Here is a 20,588-nt window from a genome sequence, read left to right as displayed (position 1 = left end):
AATGAAAAATTATATCGATTTACACATGCATTCAAAATATTCAGATGATGGTCAGTTTACACCATCAGAGTTGGTTCATCAATGCTTAGAAGCAGGAGTTGAGATTATGGCTATTGCAGATCACAATAGTGTCAAGGCAATTGATGAAGAAATCAAATGTTGTCAAGAAGTAGGTATCAAGTGTATACCAGCAGTAGAAATTGATTGTACATTTGAAGGGGTTAATTTACATGTTGTAGGATATGGCATGGATTATCATCAAGAAGAGATCAAGGCATTAGAAGAAAATGTTCTCAGACAAGAATTAAGTTGTTCAAATCAAAAATTAAAATTAACGAATGCTTTAGGTTTTGATTTAAAAAAAGAAGATTTAGATGCAGTAAGTGATAATGGTGTTTGGACTGGTGAAATGTTTGGAGAAGTCCTTTTAGCAAAAGAAGAATATAAAAACCATGAGTTGTTAAAACCATATCGTGAAGGTGGCAAAAGAAGTGATAATCCATATGTCAATTTCTATTGGGATTTCTATGCTCAAGGAAAACCTTGTTATACTGAAATTGTTTTTCCAACGCTCCAAGAAACAATTGATTTGGTTCATAAATATGGTGGTAAAACTGTATTAGCACATCCGGGTAATAACTTAAAAGATAAGTATGAATTATTTGATGAAATGGTCAAAATAGGAATTGATGGTGTTGAAGCATTTAGTAGTTATCATAGTCAAGAAGCCATTGATTATTTCTATAAGAAAGCGCAAGAATATGATTTGTTAGTGACTTGTGGTAGTGATTATCATGGCAAAACAAAACCCTCTATTCATTTAGGTGATTCAAAGTGTTCAATTGATCAATCTTTGATTGAAGAACAATTAAAAAATAATGGTTTATTATAAGGAGATAATGCGAATATGAGTGTAAAGGTCATTGCGGTAGATATGGATGGAACTTTTTTAACAAGTGATAATCAATATAATAAAGAGAAATTTATGAAGCAATATGAATATATGAAAGAAAATGATATTCATTTTGTTGTTGCAAGTGGGAATCAATATTACCAGCTTCGTTCTTTCTTTCCAGAAATTCAAAAAGAAATCACTTTTATTGCTGAAAATGGTGGGTATATTGTCGATCAAGATAAAGATATATTTGTGGCTCAATTAAAAGAGGAAGAATTAGAACAAGTTCTAGATGCAATTGAACAATATCCTGAAATCAAGAAAATTGTTTGTGGTCAAAAAAGTGCATACATTAATGAGTCTGTAGATGATGATTATTTTGATCGTTTAAATTTCTATTATCCAAGAATGAAACGAGTTGCTCATTTTAAAGATTTAAATGATTCTATTTTTAAAATCTTTTTAAGCTGCAATGAAGATAATTTTGATATGATCTTAAATGAAATGAAAGAAAAAATTGGACATATTATGACACCGGTAGACTGTGGTCATTTTGGGATTGATTTGATTATTCCAGGAATTAATAAAGCTCATGGCATTCAACTATTAATGGAGAGATGGAATATTGCTGATGAGGATGTAATGGCTTTTGGAGATAGCGGTAATGATCAGGAAATGCTTGAACAGGCAACATATAGCTTTGCTATGGCAAATGCTAAAGAATCAGTGAAAGCCATTTCTAAGTATACAATTTCATCAAATAATGATGGTGGCGTTTTAGAAGCTATTGATTGGCTTATCAATAAAGAGAAGATGTTTCAAGACTAATAAATATTAAATTTGACTTATGAGATTGAAAACTTATAAGTCTTTTTTATTGCATTAAATGTGTTAACATCAGTAACATATAAATTGGAAAATTAATAAAAATTTTCATCTTTCTTTTTATATTCATGAATAAGATCAATATCATTAGGGTGTTTTTTGATTTCTAAATCATTAACACTCATCACCAAAAGTAAGATAATATCACTTTTATAAAAAATTATTTTTATGGCGTAATTATAAAATAAGGAAAATCCCAGATACTATCAATATGATCCCAAAGTTTCTTAAACTTTGCTATTTCAGTTTTACGGTTATATATTAAACCTGATTGATCTTTACAATTTGCTAAATAATCGAGACTTTCAGCAAAATAGAAATAATCTTTATCATAACCGACAATAGGAACATAATGCGTAGCATGAGGATTATCATAAGGTTCTTCAATATGGATAAAAACAATCACAGGTGCACCTTTAGCAATTTCAGATTTAAGACCATCAATCGTACCATTCACAATATATTCTGCTTGATACCCTTGACTTTTAAAGAATTCAGTCACTCCATCTGGTCTGACTCCACCACCTGAGAGTTTACCAGGAAAAGTTTCAAATAGTTTTAAGCCTTCTGCTTCTTGGCCGTAGTAACGCAAAAGGTATGCAGATGAAAAAGCTGCACATTCTAAACCGGGTTGATAATCAAAATAATTGTTTGTCTTTACCATATATGAGTCTGGATAGTTTGATATTTGTGATGAATCTTCAGATTTTGTTTTTGGGAGAAGAAGCAAGCAGATAGAAACAATAAATATAATAATAGTACCTAGAATTGCCATTCTTTTCTTCATAGAATATCCTCCATATTATTTTCATCATTATTATAACATAAATCATTTAAAGATATGTTTTTTAGGATAAGCAGCAATAACATAATATGCATAGTATAAATGATTAATAAACCAAAAGGATATTTTTAATAAACAGAAACAAGTATATAAAAATATTTTTTAATTTATTAATTACAGTTATAATGAATTGAAATAAACTTTTAAAAAGATTTTAATTTAAGGATTTTTTAATAATTGATTCTTTATAATGAAGTTGGATAAAGGAGAAAAATTATGTTATTACAAATACTCAAAAAAGATATGATGAAAAGAAAAGGTGTCAATATGATCCTATTTCTCTTTATCACATTATCAACAGTGTTTTTAGCAAGTAGTATTAATAATATTATGATAGTGGGAACAGCAGTTGATTATTATATGAATTATGCTCATGTTCCAGATGTTAATATTGTTATGAATTCTAAAGAGGATCTTGATAAGATTAATAATTGGTTGGATCAAAAAAAGGTCAAGGGAGATATTGATGATTATCAGTATAATAATTTTCTTGAAATATCAGATAAATCAATCACTCTTAAGCAGGATAATCAAACATCAGCTTTTGATAACAAAGGTGCCAGTTTATTCTTGTCAACAGATAATGTTGATTATTGTAAGGTGTTTGATACAGATGGAGAAAAGATAGAACTTCATAATGGAGAAGTTGCTATTTCTGTATCTGTTCAAGAAAGAACTGATCTTCAAATTGGTGATCGTTTGATAATTAATCAAAATGGTGTGAAAAAAGAATTGATGATAAAAGCGATTGTCAAGGATGCTGCTTTTGGAAGTGAAATGGTTGGCATGAGTCGTTTTATGTTAAGTCAACAAGACTATGATGATTATGAAAAAGTGACATCTCAGCTTGGTTTATATTATATCAATTCAGATTTAGGTTCAAAGATTGCAGATCAAATGAATGATGAAGGTTTTAAAGGTATCATGAATACAATTACAGTGGATACGTATAGAATGGTTTATTCTTTTGATATGGTTATGGCTGGATTGCTTATACTCATAGGTATTTGTCTTATTTTAATTGCATTACTTGTGTTGAGATTTACATTGGTGTTCTCATTAGAAGAACAATATCAGGAAATAGGAATATTAAAGGCAATTGGTTTACGTAATTATGCAATCAAAAAATTATATTTGATTAAATATCTTGCGATTGTTACAGTTGGCGCTATAATTGGTGCCTGTATCAGTGTGCCAGTTAGTCAAATAATGATTGATGGAGTTAACAAAAATATGATCATGGCTAATAGTGAATTAAATATTAGTATTAATATTTTATGTGCTTTGTTCATTATTGGATTGGTATTATCTTTCTGTTATTTCTGTACAAGAAAGCTGAATAAAGTTTCAGCCATTACAGCTATTCGTGGGGGTTATACTGGAGAACGATTTCATAGTGGAAGAGGATTGCGTTTATCACGATCTTTGCGTTTATCAGTTCCTCTTTATCTTGGTCTCAATGATATTATGAGTCATATTACTCGCTATGTTGTTTTGATTATTACTTTTTGTATCAGTTTTATTTTAATTACAATTCCATTGAATACAATAAATACAATGAATAGTCCTGAGATGGTTAAAAAGTTTAATCTTGATCCTGATACATCTGTTTGTGTCCGTAAAATAGAAGAAGGTCAAACTGATAAATATAATAATTCTCAAAAGCTTATGAATGGTATCAAAAGAATCCAACAAGAGATGAAAGATAAAGGTTATAATGCTCAGATGACAGCAATACCCATCTATTTTATAACTTATGAAACAAAAGATAAGAATACAAAAAGTAATATCATGTCTCTTCAATATTTAGGAAAAGAACGAACTTATTCAGAATATAGTGATGGAAAAGCACCAGAATTAGAAAATGAGATTGCTTTTTCAAAAGCAATTATGAAAGAAAATTCATGGGTTATTGGTGACTATGTGAGTGCTACAATTAATGGTGAAAAGAAAGATTTTGTGATTACTGCAACATATAGTGATTATATGCAATTAGGAAAAAGTGCCCGATTAAATCCATTAGTGAACTGTGAAAAAGAAATGATGTTTGATTATTGGGCTATTATGGTTGATCTGGATATGGATGAATCACAGAGTGAAGTCGCTGAAATAATGCAAAAAGAATTTCCAGATTATAAATGGGGAACAGTTCAGGAAATTGTGAATCAAAATGTTGGTGGCATTCAAGATATATTAGCACAGTTCTTACTACCAATGACTGGGCTCTTATGTGCGGTTATTATGTTGATTACATTACTGATGGAAAAATTATTTATTACACGTGAAAAAGGTGAAATTGCAATGATGAAGAGTATTGGCTTCACGCAAGCAACAATTAGAAACTGGCAGTTAATGCGTATGATTTTTGTTGTATTGGCTTCAATGGTGATATCTATTCCATTGTCATTATTAAGTAATCAATTTGTATTGAAACCAATCTTTGCGATTATGGGGGCTGATGTTGCTATACAAGTGAATCCTTTAGAAGCTTATTTGATATATCCTGGTGTCTTGCTTATTGGAATTATAATAGCAACTGCCATTGCGACTCGTGGTGTGAGAAAAATTAATATTCGTGAAATGAATAATTTAGAATAGGAGAAGAATAATGGAGAGTTTAAAAGTTTCAAACTTATGTAAAACATATATTGTGAATAAGCGTCAAAATAATGTTTTAAGAAATGTCAATTTAGAAATTAAGAGTGGTGAGATGGTTGCTGTTATGGGGCCATCTGGCTCAGGAAAAACAACATTATTATATACAGTTAGTGGGATGGATGAAGCCAGTGCTGGGAAAGTTGATTTCTTTGGAAAAGAGTTAACCAATCTAAAAGCCAATGAAATGAGTGATTTACGTTTACAAGAGATGGGATTTGTTTTTCAACAGATGTATATGCTGAAAAATTTATCAATTTATGATAATATAATATTACCAGCATATCAAGCATCACATGATCATAAAACATCATCGCGTCATGAAATCAAAGAGCGTGCGAATATGTTAATGCAAAAACTTGGGATTAATGATGTTGCTGATAATGCAGTGACAGAAGTTTCTGGTGGGCAATTGCAACGTGCCTGTATTTGTAGAAGTCTCATCAATCAGCCAAAGATTATCTTTGCAGATGAACCGACTGGCGCTTTAAATAAACAGAATTCTATTGATGTTATGCGTGAACTCACAAACATTAATGCAGAAGGAACAAGCATCATGCTAGTTACGCATGATATGAAAGTGGCTTCACAATGTGAACGTGTATTATATATTGAAGATGAAGATATCAGAGACGAGATTACTTTAGGAAAGTACCAAGTGACTGATGATATGCGCGCTAGAGAAAGAAAACTCAATGACTGGTTAATTAAGATGGGGTGGTAAAACATGGTAGATATTTTACTTGTCGAAGACAATCAAGAGTTAGCAAAATTAATTCAAGCCTTTCTATGTAAGGAAGGCTTTTCCTACTATTATGCATCTTCTGCTGAAGATGCCTTTGTTTGGTTGAAAGTTCATCAGCCACAGGTTATCGTTTTAGATATTATGTTACCTGGAAGTGATGGATATGCATTCTGTCAATCAGTACGTCAAACAAGTGATGTGCCTATTTTCATGATGAGTGCCAAATCAGCAAAATCAGATAAGCTTATGGGCTTTGAGTTAGGGGCAGATGACTATATGGAAAAACCAATTGATCCAGATATTTTGTGTGCCAAAATACGAGCTATTCTGACAAGGCATTCAAAAGATAAACAATCAGACCAAATCATTAATTCAGGTGCTATTCGTATTGATGTTGCTGGACATAAAGTGTATCTTAAAAATAAATTGCTAGATTTGAATGTGAAAGAATATGCATTATTGATGTTATTTATTGAAAATGCTGGAAAGACATTGCATAAAGATTATCTCTTTAATGAGATATGGGGTATGGATAGTGAAAGTGAAAATCAAACATTGACTGTGCATATTAAGATGTTAAGATCTAAGATAGAAAAAGATTCACGGAACCCACAACGTATCCAAACAGTTTGGGGTATCGGTTATCGTTATGAAGAATTATAATCGTATTATCTTTTGTTCAATTATTCTCTATCTTTTTGTCGCTGTTGTTTTAGGCAGTTTTCTTTTTCATTCTGAAAATCAGAGGAACCATTTTTATCGTGTTGAAGCCAATCGCATTCTTTCAACACTCACAGATATTCAATCTATTGAGAATATAAATTTAGATGCTTATGAGACAATTTGGAAGATAGATTTCTTGGATAAAGAAATCAGTAATCAAAATGTTGTCAAAAACTTTTTTCAAGAAGACAATGCCAATAACATTTATATCCAGCCATTTTATATTCATAATGATTTTTTAGGTTATATCAAATTTATATATAAATTGCCTGTTTTCAACATTCAAAAACTGATTCTTATTGCAGAGATATCTTTATTCATTTTAGAATTCTTTGTATTGGTTGTTCTTATATATATGAAAAAGAAATTAGTTGAGCCTTTTCAACGTTTAAGTGAATTACCAATTCAACTAGCAAAAGGTCATTTGAAAGGTCATATTAAGGAAGAGAAAAGCCGTTATTTGGGAAGATTTATGTGGGGAATGGGACAGTTAAAGGATACACTTGATGTGTCTAGACAAAGACAGATTGAACTTATGAAAGAACAAAAGAAGATGTTATTATCTCTTTCGCATGACATTAAGACACCTTTGAATCTAATAAAACTTTATAGCAAAGCATTAGAGGAAGATATTTATACAAACGAACAGGATAAAAGAAATGCAGTGCATCAAATAGGTCAAAAAAGTCAAGAAATTGAAAAGTATGTTGAAGAGATTATTCAATCTTCTCGAGAAGATATATTAGACTTACCTGTTCATAATTCTGAATTTTATCTTCAAGATCTCTTATCCAAAGTGATGAATGTTTATGCAGAACAATGTGCACTTAGACATATAGATTTAAAGCTTGGCGATTTTGAAAATCGTTTACTCAAAGGTGATATTGAAAGATGTCAGGAAGTTTTAGAAAATTTGTTTGAAAATGCTTTTAAATATGGTGATGGTCGTCGGATTGAAGTCTCTTTTTATGAAGAAGATTACTGTCAATTAATACGTTTATTTAGTTCTGGTTCAACAGTCACAGATAATGAGTTTAATCATCTTTTTGAAAGCTTTTTTAGAGGAACAAATGCAAAAGGGATGAAAGGGAGCGGACTTGGATTATATATATGTAAAGAATTAATGCAAAAGATGGATGGGACTATTTTTGCTGAAAAATGTGAGGACGGAATGGCATTTATAATGGTATTGAGATGAGTTAGTTTCTAGAATAGAGAATCTAACTTTTTCTTTCGACTTGACAGCTAATGGTTATTAGCTTACAATAAGGCTAATAAGTATTAGCCAAAGGAGAAATGATAAATGAATGAAGAATTAACAACAAAACAAAAAATCAGAGATCAAGCTTTAAATCTTTTTTCAACCAAAGGTTTTGAAAGTGTAGGTGTTGCTGAGATTGCAAGTGCTGTTGGTATCAAGGCACCATCACTTTATAAACATTATGCTAGCAAACAAATGATTTTAGAAGCCATTGTTGAAGAAATGAATAATCGTTATAACCAATATGTTGCTTCAATGCAAATGGATGGAACTCATGCTCAAAAAGATGTTCATCTCTTTTTAAATATTGATGAAGACCGTTTGGTAGAAATGGGCAAGAGTATGTTTTTGTTCTTTTTACATGATGAATATACCAGTCAATTTCGCAAACTGTTAACCATTGAACAATTTCATAATCACGACTTAGGACAAATGCTGAAGCAGCAATATATGATTGAACCTTTACTTTATCAAGAAGTCATTTTTGGACGATTAATTCATACTCAACTTTTTAAGTCTTTAGATTCACAGATAACAGCATTACACTTTTATGCACCATTACGTCTTTTGATGGAATTATGTGATGTTGAACCAGAGAAAGAACCTGAAGCGCTTGTTATGTTAGAGAGACACATTCGTCAATTTAATCATATCTATCAATCTGAAAGTAGGTCATGATATGAACGTAACAATTATTCATGGACAAAATCATCAAGAGTCATCTTATCATGCTGGACGATTTTTAGTGAATCAATTCAATGATGTAGAAGAATTACATGAGTTCTTTTTACCAGATGATTTACCCGTCTTTTGCATAGGATGTTATCGTTGTATGCATGAAGGTGAGGAATATTGTCCTCATTATCAATATTTAAAACCCATAACACAAGCGATTGAATCATCAGACTTATTAATCTTTACAACACCAGTCTACTGTTTCCATGTTTCAGCACCTATGAAGACTTTGTTAGATCATTATTTTACATGGTGGGATAGTCATCGTCCAAAAGCAACAATGTACAACAAACAAGCTGTTATTATTTCATCTGGTGCTGGAGCAGGGATGAAAAGTGCTATCCAGGATATTAAAACAAGTCTATCCCACTGGGGAATTTCAAATATAAAAATATGTGGATTTCGTTCACAAGCAATCCATTGGAGTGATGTCAATCAAAAGAATAAACACAATGTCCAACAAAAATTAATAAAGATAGCCAATTCTTTAAAACAGCCACCACATCCTCAAATCAAAACAAAAGCAATGTTTATGATCATGCGCGTTACACAATTAAAGAAATGGTCAGCTTGTCAAAAGGATTATGATTATTGGCAAGAACAGGGGTGGCTAGGTAAAAAAAGGCCATGGAAATCATATGAATAGAATACGTGTTTTGACTTCTGGAACGCTATTTCTTTTTTCTTTATATTGTTTGTTTTTTAATCATACATTACCGTTTTCATTATCTATTGAAATCTATATGATTGCTTTTATTTATTTTGCATTTTTTCCTATTAAAGATATGCTTTCTTTTGCAAATCTATCTTTATATAAAGGAAGACAATTTGAAAAGAATTATATTCCTAATCCAGAACTTCAACAGCAGGAGTTTATAAAGATGAAACGTCGCTATGACTATCGAGCTATCTCTGTTTTTCTTTTTTGGATTTTGTTTATGGCTGTACCAGGCAGTTTATATCTGTTAGGATATATTGAAAAAATATGGATATTTGTGTTTTTTGCACTTTCAAACTTTTCTGTTTTCTTTGCTATATTTGGCTGGTGTCCATTCAATTCGATTTTTATTAGGCCTGATTGTTGTATGGAATGTCGTATCTATAATTGGGATTCATTTTTTCAATACAGTTTTCTTATCTTTATTCCCAATGTCATGACAGTTACTCTTTTTATATTAGGTGTTCTTTCTCTTATTGAATGGGAAGTTACCTATGCTAAATATCCAGAGAGGTTTTATAAGATGAGTAATGCTCATTTAATATGTGAACATTGTGATTTGGATGCCTGTCGCCAACACAAAAAGAAAATGTTTCATAAAACTCTCAAAGCAGAATATGATCAAGATAAAAAGAGAAGAGATAATTAATTATATAAAAACGCATCTATGAACTGATTTCAGCGATGCGTTTTTAAATAAAAGTTATCTTTTGATTATGATTTTTGCATAATATTGATAATATTATTGAAAATATTCTTACCATTCATTAATCCGTAGTCTTTCATTGATATTTCAATAACGGGAATAGGTGAAACTCTTTTTTCTATTTGTTTTTTTGCATATTTGACTTGAGGAGCAATCAAAATAACATCAACATCTTTTGTTTCTGCTTCAATTTCATTGACACCTTTTGCCCAAATATGAATTTGAATACCTTGCTTGTTAGCTTCATCTATCATTTTATTAACAAGTAGGCTTGTAGACATAGCGGCGCTACAACATAATGCAATATTTAACATTCTCCTCACCTCACGATATTTAGTATAACCATTATATCATATGTTATTTCATAAATTGTGATTTTACTGTTTTAGTAAGAAGTCTATTTTGTCAATCATATCATATTTTTATTTTCACTTATTGAAATTTGTAAGAAAATGAAATAAATGTATTTATAATAAAGGAGAAGTTCTGTATAATATTCAGGTATTTGTAGGGGAGGGAAATATATGAAGAAAGATATGACAAATGGCAGTCCATGGAAACTCATTATTGCTTTTGGAATTCCATTGGTTATTGGAAATATTTTCCAACAGTTTTATAATATGGTAGATAGTATTATTGTTGGAAAATATGTTGGAAAGGTTGCTTTGGCAGCAGTTGGGTCAACTGGCTCATTAAACTTTATGATTATTGGATTTGGTATTGGAATTTGTAGTGGGTTTGGGATTCCCATAGCCCAGAGTTTTGGTGGCAAAAAAATCAAACAAATGAAAGAATATATTATCAATGCATTTTATCTTTGTACAATCATCACAATTGTCATGACAATTGTGACAGTATTATTGTTACCTAAGATTTTAACATGGATGCAAACACCAAGTAATATTTATGACCAAGCCTATGATTATATTGTAGTGATTTTCTTGGGTTTATTTGCAACAATGATTTACAATATGTTAGCGAGTATTTTACGTGCAATTGGGGATTCAAAAACACCATTGTATTTTTTGATTTTATCATCGGTTATTAATATTGCTTTAGATTTATATTTTATTACACAGTTGAATATGGGAGCTGCTGGTGCTGCTTATGCAACAGTCATTGCCCAGTTTATTTCGGGAATTGCTTGTTATGTTTATATGAAAAAGAAAACAGATATTCTGACTTTTGAACATGATGAAAAAAGATTTCAAAAAATTCATTGTTTGAAATTATTGCAATTAGGATTACCAATGGCTATGCAGTTTTCAATAACAGCAATTGGAAGTGTAGTCATTCAATCTGCTGTGAATACTTTAGGTTCTGATGTTGTGGCTGCTGTGACAGCCGCTATTAAAATTTCCATTATGTTAACACAGCCATTGGAGACTCTAGGCTTAACAATGGCTACATATGGTGGACAAAATCTAGGAGCCTATAAAATTGAACGTATTTTTCAAGGTTTAAAGGTAAGTTGCATTATTGGTGCTATTTATTGTGTATTTGCGTTTATCTTTGTATATTTGACATCGGATTATTTATCCTTATTATTTATAGATGCTAGTGAAACAGCTATTATAGCGGATATTAAGCAGTATCTTTTATATAATTCATCTTGTTATTATATCTTAAGTATTTTATTTATTTTAAGAAATCTATTACAAGGTTTAGGTTATAGTTTCTTGGCGATGTTCGGTGGAGTTGCTGAAATGATTGCACGATGCATTGTTGCCTTTTGCTTTGTTGGTATGCTTGGTTTTAGTGCTATCTGTTTTGCGAATCCATTGGCTTGGATTTTCGCTGATGTTGTATTTGTAGCAGGATGGTTATATAAACGAAAAGAATTAAAATTAATGGTGAATCAAAAAGATGAATTTATTGAAATGAATTCATAAATATCTCAAGAAGAGGAGGTGAGAATATGCGAAAATGTGTGATAGGAACATTAGCTCATGTCGATGCTGGAAAAACAACCCTAACAGAAAGTCTATTGTATTTAGCAGGAAGTATACGTAAATTGGGTCGCGTTGATCATGGTGATGCATTCTTGGATTATGATTCGCAGGAGCGTGTTCGAGGCATTACCATCTTTTCTAAACAATCTCTATTACGATATAAAGATGTGGATATGACCTTGATTGATACACCGGGTCATGTTGATTTTTCAGCTGAAATGGAAAGAACATTACAAATCTTAGATTATGCAATCATTGTAATTAGTGGTTTAGATGGTGTTCAAGCACATACAGAAACCATTTGGAATCTCTTAAACGCATATCATATCCCAACTTTCTTATTTATTAATAAAATGGATATTTCACATTATGAAAAAAGTGATTTAATGAAAGATTTAAAAGAGAAGTTGGATGAAAGATGTGTTGATTTGACTTCGCAAGATGATTTTTATGAGGATATTGCGTTATGTGATGATATGCTTTTAGACTATTATCTTGAACATCAAACATTAACAAATTCAATGATTCAAGATGCTGTTGAAAATAGAAAAGTTTTTCCTTGTTTTTTTGGTTCAGCTTTAAAAATGAAAGAAGTTGATTCTTTTTTAGAAGCTCTCACTCTTTATACAAAAGAAAAAAGGTATCCAGATGAATTTGGTGCAAAAGTCTATAAGATTACAAGAGATGAACAAGGACAACGCTTAACACATTTAAAAATAACTGGTGGGATTCTGCATGTAAAGGCTCAGTTGGGTGAGCATAAGGTCGATCAAATTCGAAAGTATTCTGGTTATAAATATACAGTAGAAAATACTGTTTATGCTGGTGATATATGTGCAGTCAAAGGTTTAAAAACAATTCAAGCTGGTGATGGATTGGGATTTGAAGACAATGCTTTACAACCTCATCTGACTCCTTATATGAATTATCGGATTGTCTTGCCATCAGATTGTGACCGTTTTGAAGCCATTTCTCAGATACGTCAATTATCAGAAGAAGATCCCCAACTACATATGACATATCATGAAGACACACAAGATCTGACAGTGCAATTTATGGGTGAGATTCAAATTGATGTTTTAAAGAAAATGATTGAAGAAAGATTTCATCTTCATGTTGAATTTGATCAGGGACGGATTATTTATAAAGAAACAATCTTGGAAACAGTCGAAGGAATTGGTCATTTTGAACCGTTACGTCATTATGCAGAAGTTCATCTTTTATTAGAACCTGCTCAGCGAGGAAGTGGATTGCAATTTTCAATCAATTGTTCAGAAGATATGCTAGATAAACATTGGCAAAGATTAATTTTGACACATCTTGAAGAAAAGGAACACATTGGCGTTCTTGCTGGTTTTCCTATCACAGATATGAAAGTCACATTGTTGGCAGGTAAAGCTCATCAAAAACATACTGAAGGTGGAGATTTTAGACAGGCAACTTATCGTGCTTTAAGACAAGGGTTGAAAACAGCTCGTTGCCAATTATTAGAGCCTTATTATCAATTTCGCTTGGATATCCCCTCTGCTTATTTAAGCAAAGCTATTTATGATATAGAATCTATGAATGGTGAATTTATCTTGCCAGCAACAACAGGTCAAAATATTGTGATAGAAGGAAAAGCACCTGTTGCAAAGATGAAAGATTATCAATTAGCAGTTACACAATATACCAAAGGAAAAGGTCGTTTGTATTGTTTTCTTAAAGGTTATGAACCTTGTCTAAACCAAGATGAAGTGATTCATCAAATTCAATATGATAGTGAAAAGGATATGAATAATCCAACTGGATCTGTTTTTTGCTCACATGGGGCTGGTTTTTATGTGAAATGGAATGAAGTTAAAAATTATATGCATATAGATTTTCAATATCAACCTCAAGTTTCTCAAGAATATCAAAAAGAAATTTATTCATCTTCTCTTGATGGTGACGAAGAATTAGAAGCCATCTTTACACGAACATATGGAGAAATGAAACGTTATACATTTCATGATTTTCAATCTGACTCAAAAGAATATATGCCTTCAATGACTTCACAACCAAAATCTGAATGCTTGTTAGTAGATGGCTATAATATTATTCATGCATGGCCTGAATTAAAGGCATTAGCTGTGGATAATTTGGAAGGAGCAAGATTTCGTTTACTGGATATGATGTGTAATTATCAAGGCTATAAGAAGTGTTTGTTGATTGTTGTATTTGATGCATATAAAGTCAAACAAAATCTAGGAACAAGTGAACAATATCATAATATTCATGTTGTTTATACAAAAGAGTCTCAAACCGCAGATATGTATATAGAACGTGTCACACATGAAATGGCTAGTCAATATCATATGACTGTAGCAACTTCTGATGCCTTAGAACAACTCATTATAACTGGTGCAGGAGCTTATCGGATGTCAGCACGTGAATTAAAACAAGATTTGGAAAGATTAAATCGAGAGAAACAATCCAATTATTCTTCTCAACAGCCAAAAAGTCATAATTATCTTTTAGAAGATATTCGTAATTTTAAAAATGAGTAAATATAAAGTTTATATAAATATTATGTTAAGAATATGTAAAGTGTATATACTTCAAATAAAGAGTGTACTATAATATCTTAAATTTGGAGGGCTTTAATAATGGAAAATACACATGCATATCAAACACATGGTTTAAATACAAATGAAGTTCAAGAAAGAAAAGATGCTGGAAAACAAAATGGCATAAGTCAACCAGCTAGTAAAACTTATTATCAAATATTAAAAGATAATATTTTTACACTTTTTAATCTCTTGAACTTTTTCATCTTTGTTGCATTAATGATGGTTGAAGCATGGTCAAATCTTGTGTTCATGGCTATTATTATAGCGAATGCTGGGATTGGAATTTTACAAGAAATGAATGCGAAAAGACTGGTTGATAAACTTTCTATTTTGACCAAGCCAACTATCCATGTTATGCGTGATGGGCATAAGCAGGTGGTTGATATTCAAGATATTGTTTTAGATGATTTGTTAATTCTAGAAAGTGGAGATCAGGTATGTAATGATGCAGTTGTTGTCTTTGGAAGTATAGAAGCAAATGAGTCTTTATTAACTGGTGAATCTGATCCAATCCATAAGCATCAGGATGCTCATCTTTTATCAGGAAGTAGTGTTATATCTGGGAAATGTTATGCAAGGGTTGAAAAGGTTGGTAAAGATAATTATGCAACAACACTCATTCAACAAGCACAAGTGTCCAAAGAACAAAATTCTGAATTAATGGATTCTATGAATCGTGTGACACGAATAACCACTTTTATGATTATCCCTTTAGGAATTATTCTTTTTATAGAGGCATTGTGGTTACGTGATGATACATTATTGACAGCAGTTGTTTCTTCTTCAGCTGCATTGCTTGGAATGTTGCCAAAAGGACTGGTATTGCTGACGAGTGTTTCATTAGCAAATGGGGTTACACGATTGGCGAAACGTCAAGTTCTTGTACAGGATTTATATTCTTTAGAAACATTATCTCATGTTGATGTTTTATGTTTGGATAAAACAGGAACGATTACAGATGGCCATATGAAAGTTGAACATATGTTTACATATGGTGTTATCTCACATTTACCAAATAAAGAAATCATGGGATCTTATTTACGTTTTAGTGATGATAATAATGTTACATTTCAAGCCATGGATCATTATTTTCAAAAAAATCAAATCTTAAATCCTCTTCAAAAGATTCCTTTTTCATCATTACGTAAATGGAGTGCAATTGAATTTGAAAGTTTTGGAACAGTTGTCGTAGGTGCAACCGAAAAAATAATGAAACATAATTTACCAATTGAAATCAACGAATATATTCAGCAAGGAATGCGAGCAATTGCAGTTGGTTTTACGAAAGAGAGTGTTTTTGATGATCAGCCTTTGCCAGAACTCCAAACTTTAATGGTCTTGATTTTATCAGATAATATGAGAAAAAATACCAAAGAAACACTGGATTACTTCCATAAAGAAGGTATTGATACAAAGATTATTTCAGGTGACCATGTTGAAACAGTTGCTGCAATTGCTAAAAAAGCAGGAGTTAAAAATTATGAAAAATTTATAGATATGTCAACTGTTACAGATGAAGAAATCAGTACAGTTGTTGAAGATTATACAATCTTTGGAAGGGTTACGCCTTTTCAAAAGAAGCGTATTGTAGAAGAACTGCAAAAGGGTGGACATCATGTGGCTATGACTGGTGATGGCGTTAATGATTTATTGGCTCTCAAAGAAGCAGATTGTTCTATCGCCATTGCTGATGGAAGTGATGCTTCTAAACAAATTTCCCAAGTTGTTTTATTAAATAGTGATTTTACATGTTTGCCAGATGTTCTTTTAGAAGGTCGTAAGGTTGTGAATAATGTAACACGTGTTGCAGGCGTTTTCTTTATCAAAACAATTTATACAATCCTTTTATCAATCATTTGTGTCTTTACAAATACACCTTTTCCTTTTATACCATTGCAGATTACTCTCATCGATTTATTTATTGAAGCAATGCCTTCTTTCTTGACAATGTTTGAGTCTGATACAAGAAAGATTAAGGGGGCTTTCTTACCACAAGTCTTTACAAAGGCTTTACCAAATGGTATAAGTATTATCATTTGTTTTATGCTTGTTATGATGTTTTATCCAAGATTCTCATTTGATTATTTAGAAGCTGTAACAATTATGTATATTGTCTTAGGTGTTGTCAGTATGGTTGCAGTCATTCGTTCATGTATTCCATTTACCAATTTAAGAGTCATTGTATGTACTCTTATGATTTTGGGTTTTATCAGTGCAGTCGTTGTAGGAGCAGGACATCTTAATCTTGCAGTCATAACACAACGTATAGGGATTTATGCTATTGGTGTAAGTTTTATTGGGCTGGTTATTGAAAGGCTTTTCTATTCATATATTAAGAAGAACCAAACACCGCTTCAGGCTATTCCATATATATCTAAATAACTTAGCATTTTTGCTAAGTTTTTTTTGTTTTCATGTTGATACAATAAGATTGTAGAATAATGTTGCTTATGATATAATAATGTCGTTTTTAAGCACAATGGAAATAAAAGGAAATTTGTTTTTTTGTTCAAAGAAAGGATGTTTTTTCAATTGATTGATTATTGAAAAACTTTTTTGTGTGTGGGAATGATGAAAAATATTTTTATAACTGGAGATCGTCAAATTGGAAAGTCAACGCTACTTAATCATATTCTATCTGAGTGTCAAAAAGAATATGTAGGGTATCGAACACTCCCTGATCAAAAGGTATCAATTGGCTATACATATGTGATGCAAGATATAACAACTCAAGAGACGATGTCTATATCTTATTATGATGGAAATAGAATGATGGGAATACCTGAAACCTTTTCTAATTTAGGTGTCAGGTGTTTAAAACATGCTTTAAAATCTTCATGTGAAATCGTTGTCCTTGATGAATTAGGACGTTTTGAACAGGAAAATCTAGATTTTATTGAATCTGTTTATGATTTATTAGATAGTGAAAAATGGGTGATTGCTGTTCTTAAAAATGAACCTATTTCTTATCTTTTACAGATGAAACAAAGAGAAGATTGTCAGTTATATGATTTGAATACTCTTTCATTTGAACAAGCAGAACAAATGATTATTTCTGAAATAAAAATGAAGGGAGAAGAGGATGAATAAGAGATTATTCAAAAAGTTAGTCAGTTTGTTAATATGTATAGCAGTGTTTATATCTTTAATGGGGTGTTCTTCCAATCAAGATGCTAAGCAATCACAAATTGAGTTAATAGATCAAGCTGGAAGAACAGTCACTTTAGAGCAGCCAGCTCAAAAAATTGTGAGTTGTTACTATATTACAACATATGCAACTTTGTCTTTGGGTATCAGTGATAGACTTGTCGGAATTGAAAAGAAAGCAAATTCTAGACCAATTTATAAAATGGCTAATGGGAAATTACTGGATTTAAAACAAGTGGGAAGTTTAAAGGAATTGAATATAGAAGCTATTGCTGAATTGAAACCTGATTTGGTTTTGATGCCATTAAAATTAAAAGAGAAAGCTCAAATATTAACGGACTTAGGCATTCAGGTTTTGATTGTGAATCCTGAAACACATGAACAATTGGTAGAAATGTTAAAACTGATTGGAAAAGCATGTGGAGTAGAAGAGAAAGCAAAAGAATTAACAGATTATTATCAAAAACAAAAGGATAAAATGGCAAAGACATCCAATCAAAAGACACAAAGTGTTTATATGGGAAGCAATTCTGCTTATCTAGAAACAGCACCTGGAACAATGTATCAAAGTATTTTAATTGAAACAGCTGGTGGAAAAAATGTTGCTGAAGAATTAGATGGAAATTATTGGACACAAGTATCTTATGAAACATTATTAAAAATGAATCCAGATATGATTGTGATTCCATCAGGAGCAAGTTATTCTGTTCAAGATGTCTTGAATGATTCACAATTAAAATCATTAAAAGCTATTCAAGAGAAGAATGTTTATCAAATGCCAAAAGGAATTGAAGAGTGGGATTCACCAATTCCTTCAGGAATCTTAGGAACGATGTGGTTATATAGTTTATTGCATCATGATATCTATCCATATGATGCATTTATCAAAGATGTTCAAGATTTCTATAAGACATTTTATGGGTTTGATATTGATGAAAGTTTATTAAAGAATTCATGAAATCAAAACGTTTATTATTTTTAATGATGATTTTGTTATTGGTGATGACTTTTTGTCTTTCTTTAACAGTGGGAAGTTATTCTTTATCACTATCTGAAATTGGCTGTTTATTAGTTGGGCAATCAAATGATATGATGGCACAACAAGTTTTCTTTAACTTACGTATTCCACGTATTGTGATGGGTGTCTTAGCTGGTCTTGTTTTAGGGATTGCTGGTGGTGTTTATCAACTTATTTTTAGGAATCCTTTGGCATCACCTGATTTGACTGGTGTTGCTTCAGGAGCCAGTTTTGGCGCTGCTTTGATGATTGTTATAGGAGCAAACAGTGCAATAGAGATGATGTTTGGTGCCTTTGTTATGGGGATTGTTTCTCTTTTTTTTGTTATGTTCCTTGTCAAAATGACTGGTGTTCAACGCACAACAACTTATATTCTTGCTGGTATTGTTATATCTGCTTTGGCAGATGCTGGAATCATGATTTTTAAGTATATGGCTGATCCTATAAGTGAATTAGCAACTATAGAATTCTGGACAATGGGCAGTTTGGCATCTATTACCTTGAGTAAGATGCTGATTGCGCTTATAAGTATTGTGATTCCACTTGCTTTTCTTTTATTATGTCACCGTCAAATTGTGATGTTGTCATTGGGGGATGAAAATGCCAGATACTTAGGACTCAATGCCAGTGCATTAAGAATCATTGTCCTTTTATTAACAACTTGGATGGTTGCCTCCATTGTTTCTATAACAGGAGTCATTTCTTTTGTAGGATTGATTGCTCCACACATTGCTTATCTTATTTTACATAGGCGAACAAAATATTTTTTACTGATGAGTGGCTTCATTGGGGCTTTCATCATTATGGTGGGTGATATGCTTTCAAGGAGTCTTGTTCCAGGAGCTGAATTACCATTAAGTATTCTCACGATTTTCTTTGCTGTACCAGTCCTTATTTTTTTGATGTGGAAACAAAGAGGACAGATTCTATGAAGGAATTATTAGAAGTTAAAAACTTATCAGTTTCTTATCAGCAAAAAGTTGTGAGTGATGTTTCCATGACTTTACATCGTCAAGAAATTGTGGGACTGATTGGACAAAATGGTTGTGGAAAATCAACATTACTTAAAGGTATTATAGGTGGTCTGGTTTCAACACAAGGACAAGTGTATGTCAGTGGACAGGACTACTTTGCAATGAATATAAAAATGCGTGCTCAAAATATAGCTATGATGACACAAAGGTGTGAAGTGATAGAGGGGTTTACAGTCAGTGAAATGATTGAACTTGGTGGGTATGCATCTTCTCGTTTTTTTGATTCACATATTGATGAAGAACGGATTATGCAAATTGCTAAAGAGTTTCAAATTGCTGATTTATTAGATGAAGACTATACAAAGTTAAGTGAAGGACAAAAGCAATTGGTTCAACTGGCAAGATTAACCAGACAAAATACACCTGTACTCTTGTTAGATGAACCTGATAGTGCTTTAGATTTTGAAAATCGTCATCATATCTTCCAATTGATTCAAAAGCTGATTAAAGAACAAGAAAAAACAGGTTTCATAGTTTTACATGATCCACTTTACGCTTTTATGTATTGTGATCGGATTTTATTAATGAAGGATGGGAGAATCATTGATGAAATCATACCACTACAGGAAACATGTGAGATCATGACTTATAAGATGCAAAATCTTTATCCTCAAATGATTATTCAAAGGGATCAAGATTATCAACAATTTTATTGTTTAACAAAATAAGAAAGGATTTA

At 31.6% G+C, this 20,588-nt stretch carries 18 protein-coding genes; 16 read left to right on the top strand and 2 right to left on the bottom strand.

The features are described 5' to 3' along the window. Position 1 precedes the first annotated feature (1 nt). Together GQF29_RS00910 and GQF29_RS00905 are read left to right on the top strand one after the other, a co-directional pair. The gene (locus GQF29_RS00910; RefSeq protein WP_008788714.1) at positions 2-892 is read left to right on the top strand and encodes a PHP domain-containing protein; all 891 of its coding nucleotides are present in this window, start codon (positions 2-4) and stop codon (positions 890-892) included. A 15-nt stretch (positions 893-907) separates the two neighbouring features. Then, positions 908-1,723: a Cof-type HAD-IIB family hydrolase gene (locus GQF29_RS00905; protein WP_008788715.1), complete on the top strand. Its 816-nt coding sequence runs from the start codon at positions 908-910 to the stop codon at positions 1,721-1,723. 223 nt (positions 1,724-1,946) lie between these two features. On the opposite strand, the gene GQF29_RS00900 is transcribed toward GQF29_RS00905, so the two are convergent. Next, a complete protein-coding gene (locus GQF29_RS00900; RefSeq protein ID WP_017144234.1) occupies positions 1,947-2,567 on the bottom strand; it encodes a C39 family peptidase in 621 nt (206 codons plus the stop codon). Between the two features lie 273 nt (positions 2,568-2,840). Here GQF29_RS00900 and GQF29_RS00895 point away from each other — a divergent pair, with 273 nt between their 5' ends. From GQF29_RS00895 to GQF29_RS00865, 7 genes are all read left to right on the top strand, one after another. Continuing rightward, positions 2,841-5,222 (top strand): FtsX-like permease family protein, encoded by a 2,382-nt coding sequence (locus GQF29_RS00895; RefSeq protein ID WP_008788717.1) that lies wholly within the window; start codon positions 2,841-2,843, stop codon positions 5,220-5,222. A gap of 10 nt (positions 5,223-5,232) precedes the next feature. Then, complete coding sequence (locus GQF29_RS00890; protein WP_008788718.1) at positions 5,233-6,003, top strand: ABC transporter ATP-binding protein; 771 nt, start codon at positions 5,233-5,235, stop codon at positions 6,001-6,003. A gap of 3 nt (positions 6,004-6,006) precedes the next feature. Next, the gene (locus GQF29_RS00885; protein ID WP_008788719.1) at positions 6,007-6,687 is read left to right on the top strand and encodes a response regulator transcription factor; all 681 of its coding nucleotides are present in this window, start codon (positions 6,007-6,009) and stop codon (positions 6,685-6,687) included. Continuing rightward, positions 6,674-7,945 carry a sensor histidine kinase gene (locus GQF29_RS00880; RefSeq protein ID WP_008788720.1) on the top strand — a complete coding sequence of 424 codons (1,272 nt, stop codon included), beginning with the start codon at positions 6,674-6,676 and terminating at the stop codon, positions 7,943-7,945. Before GQF29_RS00885 ends, GQF29_RS00880 begins: the two co-directional genes overlap by 14 nt. A 105-nt stretch (positions 7,946-8,050) precedes the next feature. Further along, positions 8,051-8,686 (top strand): TetR/AcrR family transcriptional regulator, encoded by a 636-nt coding sequence (locus tag GQF29_RS00875; protein WP_008788721.1) that lies wholly within the window; start codon positions 8,051-8,053, stop codon positions 8,684-8,686. Position 8,687: 1 nt separating this feature from the next. Next, positions 8,688-9,389 carry a flavodoxin family protein gene (locus GQF29_RS00870; protein ID WP_008788722.1) on the top strand — a complete coding sequence of 234 codons (702 nt, stop codon included), beginning with the start codon at positions 8,688-8,690 and terminating at the stop codon, positions 9,387-9,389. Next, on the top strand, positions 9,382-10,110 hold the full coding sequence (locus tag GQF29_RS00865; RefSeq protein WP_008788723.1) for a hypothetical protein: 729 nt from the start codon (positions 9,382-9,384) through the stop codon (positions 10,108-10,110). The genes GQF29_RS00870 and GQF29_RS00865 overlap by 8 nt, the downstream gene beginning before the upstream one ends. 65 nt (positions 10,111-10,175) lie before the next feature. Here GQF29_RS00865 and GQF29_RS00860 read toward each other — a convergent pair whose 3' ends face one another. Further along, positions 10,176-10,481: a PTS sugar transporter subunit IIB gene (locus GQF29_RS00860; RefSeq protein ID WP_008788724.1), complete on the bottom strand. Its 306-nt coding sequence runs from the start codon at positions 10,479-10,481 to the stop codon at positions 10,176-10,178. A 210-nt stretch (positions 10,482-10,691) separates the two neighbouring features. On the opposite strand from GQF29_RS00860, the gene GQF29_RS00855 reads away from it, so the two are divergent. From GQF29_RS00855 to GQF29_RS00825, 7 genes are all read left to right on the top strand, one after another. Further along, complete coding sequence (locus tag GQF29_RS00855; RefSeq protein ID WP_008788725.1) at positions 10,692-12,059, top strand: MATE family efflux transporter; 1,368 nt, start codon at positions 10,692-10,694, stop codon at positions 12,057-12,059. Positions 12,060-12,085: 26 nt separating this feature from the next. Continuing rightward, a complete protein-coding gene (locus GQF29_RS00850; protein WP_017144235.1) occupies positions 12,086-14,647 on the top strand; it encodes a translation factor GTPase family protein in 2,562 nt (853 codons plus the stop codon). A 99-nt stretch (positions 14,648-14,746) separates the two neighbouring features. Further along, on the top strand, positions 14,747-17,092 hold the full coding sequence (locus tag GQF29_RS00845; protein ID WP_008788728.1) for an HAD-IC family P-type ATPase: 2,346 nt from the start codon (positions 14,747-14,749) through the stop codon (positions 17,090-17,092). 189 nt (positions 17,093-17,281) lie between these two features. Then, positions 17,282-17,800 carry a nucleoside-triphosphatase gene (locus tag GQF29_RS00840; RefSeq protein WP_017144236.1) on the top strand — a complete coding sequence of 173 codons (519 nt, stop codon included), beginning with the start codon at positions 17,282-17,284 and terminating at the stop codon, positions 17,798-17,800. Continuing rightward, complete coding sequence (locus tag GQF29_RS00835; protein ID WP_008788730.1) at positions 17,793-18,815, top strand: ABC transporter substrate-binding protein; 1,023 nt, start codon at positions 17,793-17,795, stop codon at positions 18,813-18,815. Before GQF29_RS00840 ends, GQF29_RS00835 begins: the two co-directional genes overlap by 8 nt. Beyond that, on the top strand, positions 18,812-19,807 hold the full coding sequence (locus GQF29_RS00830) for a FecCD family ABC transporter permease (protein WP_008788731.1): 996 nt from the start codon (positions 18,812-18,814) through the stop codon (positions 19,805-19,807). Before GQF29_RS00835 ends, GQF29_RS00830 begins: the two co-directional genes overlap by 4 nt. Continuing rightward, entirely contained in the window at positions 19,804-20,577 is a 774-nt protein-coding gene (locus tag GQF29_RS00825) for an ABC transporter ATP-binding protein (RefSeq protein ID WP_008788732.1), read from the top strand. The genes GQF29_RS00830 and GQF29_RS00825 overlap by 4 nt, the downstream gene beginning before the upstream one ends. Positions 20,578-20,588: the final 11 nt, after the last annotated feature.

The organism is Coprobacillus cateniformis, from assembly GCF_009767585.1.
Lineage (GTDB): Bacteria > Bacillota_I > Bacilli_A > Erysipelotrichales > Coprobacillaceae > Coprobacillus > Coprobacillus cateniformis.
This window is presented reverse-complemented; position numbering and strand designations above follow the sequence as displayed.

Coding starts and splice junctions, on each gene's coding strand:
- GQF29_RS00910 (WP_008788714.1), top strand. CDS start 2: ATGAAAAATTATATCGATTTACACATGCATTCAAAATATTCAGATGAT.
- GQF29_RS00905 (WP_008788715.1), top strand. CDS start 908: ATGAGTGTAAAGGTCATTGCGGTAGATATGGATGGAACTTTTTTAACA.
- GQF29_RS00900 (WP_017144234.1), bottom strand. CDS start 2,567: ATGAAGAAAAGAATGGCAATTCTAGGTACTATTATTATATTTATTGTT.
- GQF29_RS00895 (WP_008788717.1), top strand. CDS start 2,841: ATGTTATTACAAATACTCAAAAAAGATATGATGAAAAGAAAAGGTGTC.
- GQF29_RS00890 (WP_008788718.1), top strand. CDS start 5,233: ATGGAGAGTTTAAAAGTTTCAAACTTATGTAAAACATATATTGTGAAT.
- GQF29_RS00885 (WP_008788719.1), top strand. CDS start 6,007: ATGGTAGATATTTTACTTGTCGAAGACAATCAAGAGTTAGCAAAATTA.
- GQF29_RS00880 (WP_008788720.1), top strand. CDS start 6,674: ATGAAGAATTATAATCGTATTATCTTTTGTTCAATTATTCTCTATCTT.
- GQF29_RS00875 (WP_008788721.1), top strand. CDS start 8,051: ATGAATGAAGAATTAACAACAAAACAAAAAATCAGAGATCAAGCTTTA.
- GQF29_RS00870 (WP_008788722.1), top strand. CDS start 8,688: ATGAACGTAACAATTATTCATGGACAAAATCATCAAGAGTCATCTTAT.
- GQF29_RS00865 (WP_008788723.1), top strand. CDS start 9,382: ATGAATAGAATACGTGTTTTGACTTCTGGAACGCTATTTCTTTTTTCT.
- GQF29_RS00860 (WP_008788724.1), bottom strand. CDS start 10,481: ATGTTAAATATTGCATTATGTTGTAGCGCCGCTATGTCTACAAGCCTA.
- GQF29_RS00855 (WP_008788725.1), top strand. CDS start 10,692: ATGAAGAAAGATATGACAAATGGCAGTCCATGGAAACTCATTATTGCT.
- GQF29_RS00850 (WP_017144235.1), top strand. CDS start 12,086: ATGCGAAAATGTGTGATAGGAACATTAGCTCATGTCGATGCTGGAAAA.
- GQF29_RS00845 (WP_008788728.1), top strand. CDS start 14,747: ATGGAAAATACACATGCATATCAAACACATGGTTTAAATACAAATGAA.
- GQF29_RS00840 (WP_017144236.1), top strand. CDS start 17,282: ATGAAAAATATTTTTATAACTGGAGATCGTCAAATTGGAAAGTCAACG.
- GQF29_RS00835 (WP_008788730.1), top strand. CDS start 17,793: ATGAATAAGAGATTATTCAAAAAGTTAGTCAGTTTGTTAATATGTATA.
- GQF29_RS00830 (WP_008788731.1), top strand. CDS start 18,812: ATGAAATCAAAACGTTTATTATTTTTAATGATGATTTTGTTATTGGTG.
- GQF29_RS00825 (WP_008788732.1), top strand. CDS start 19,804: ATGAAGGAATTATTAGAAGTTAAAAACTTATCAGTTTCTTATCAGCAA.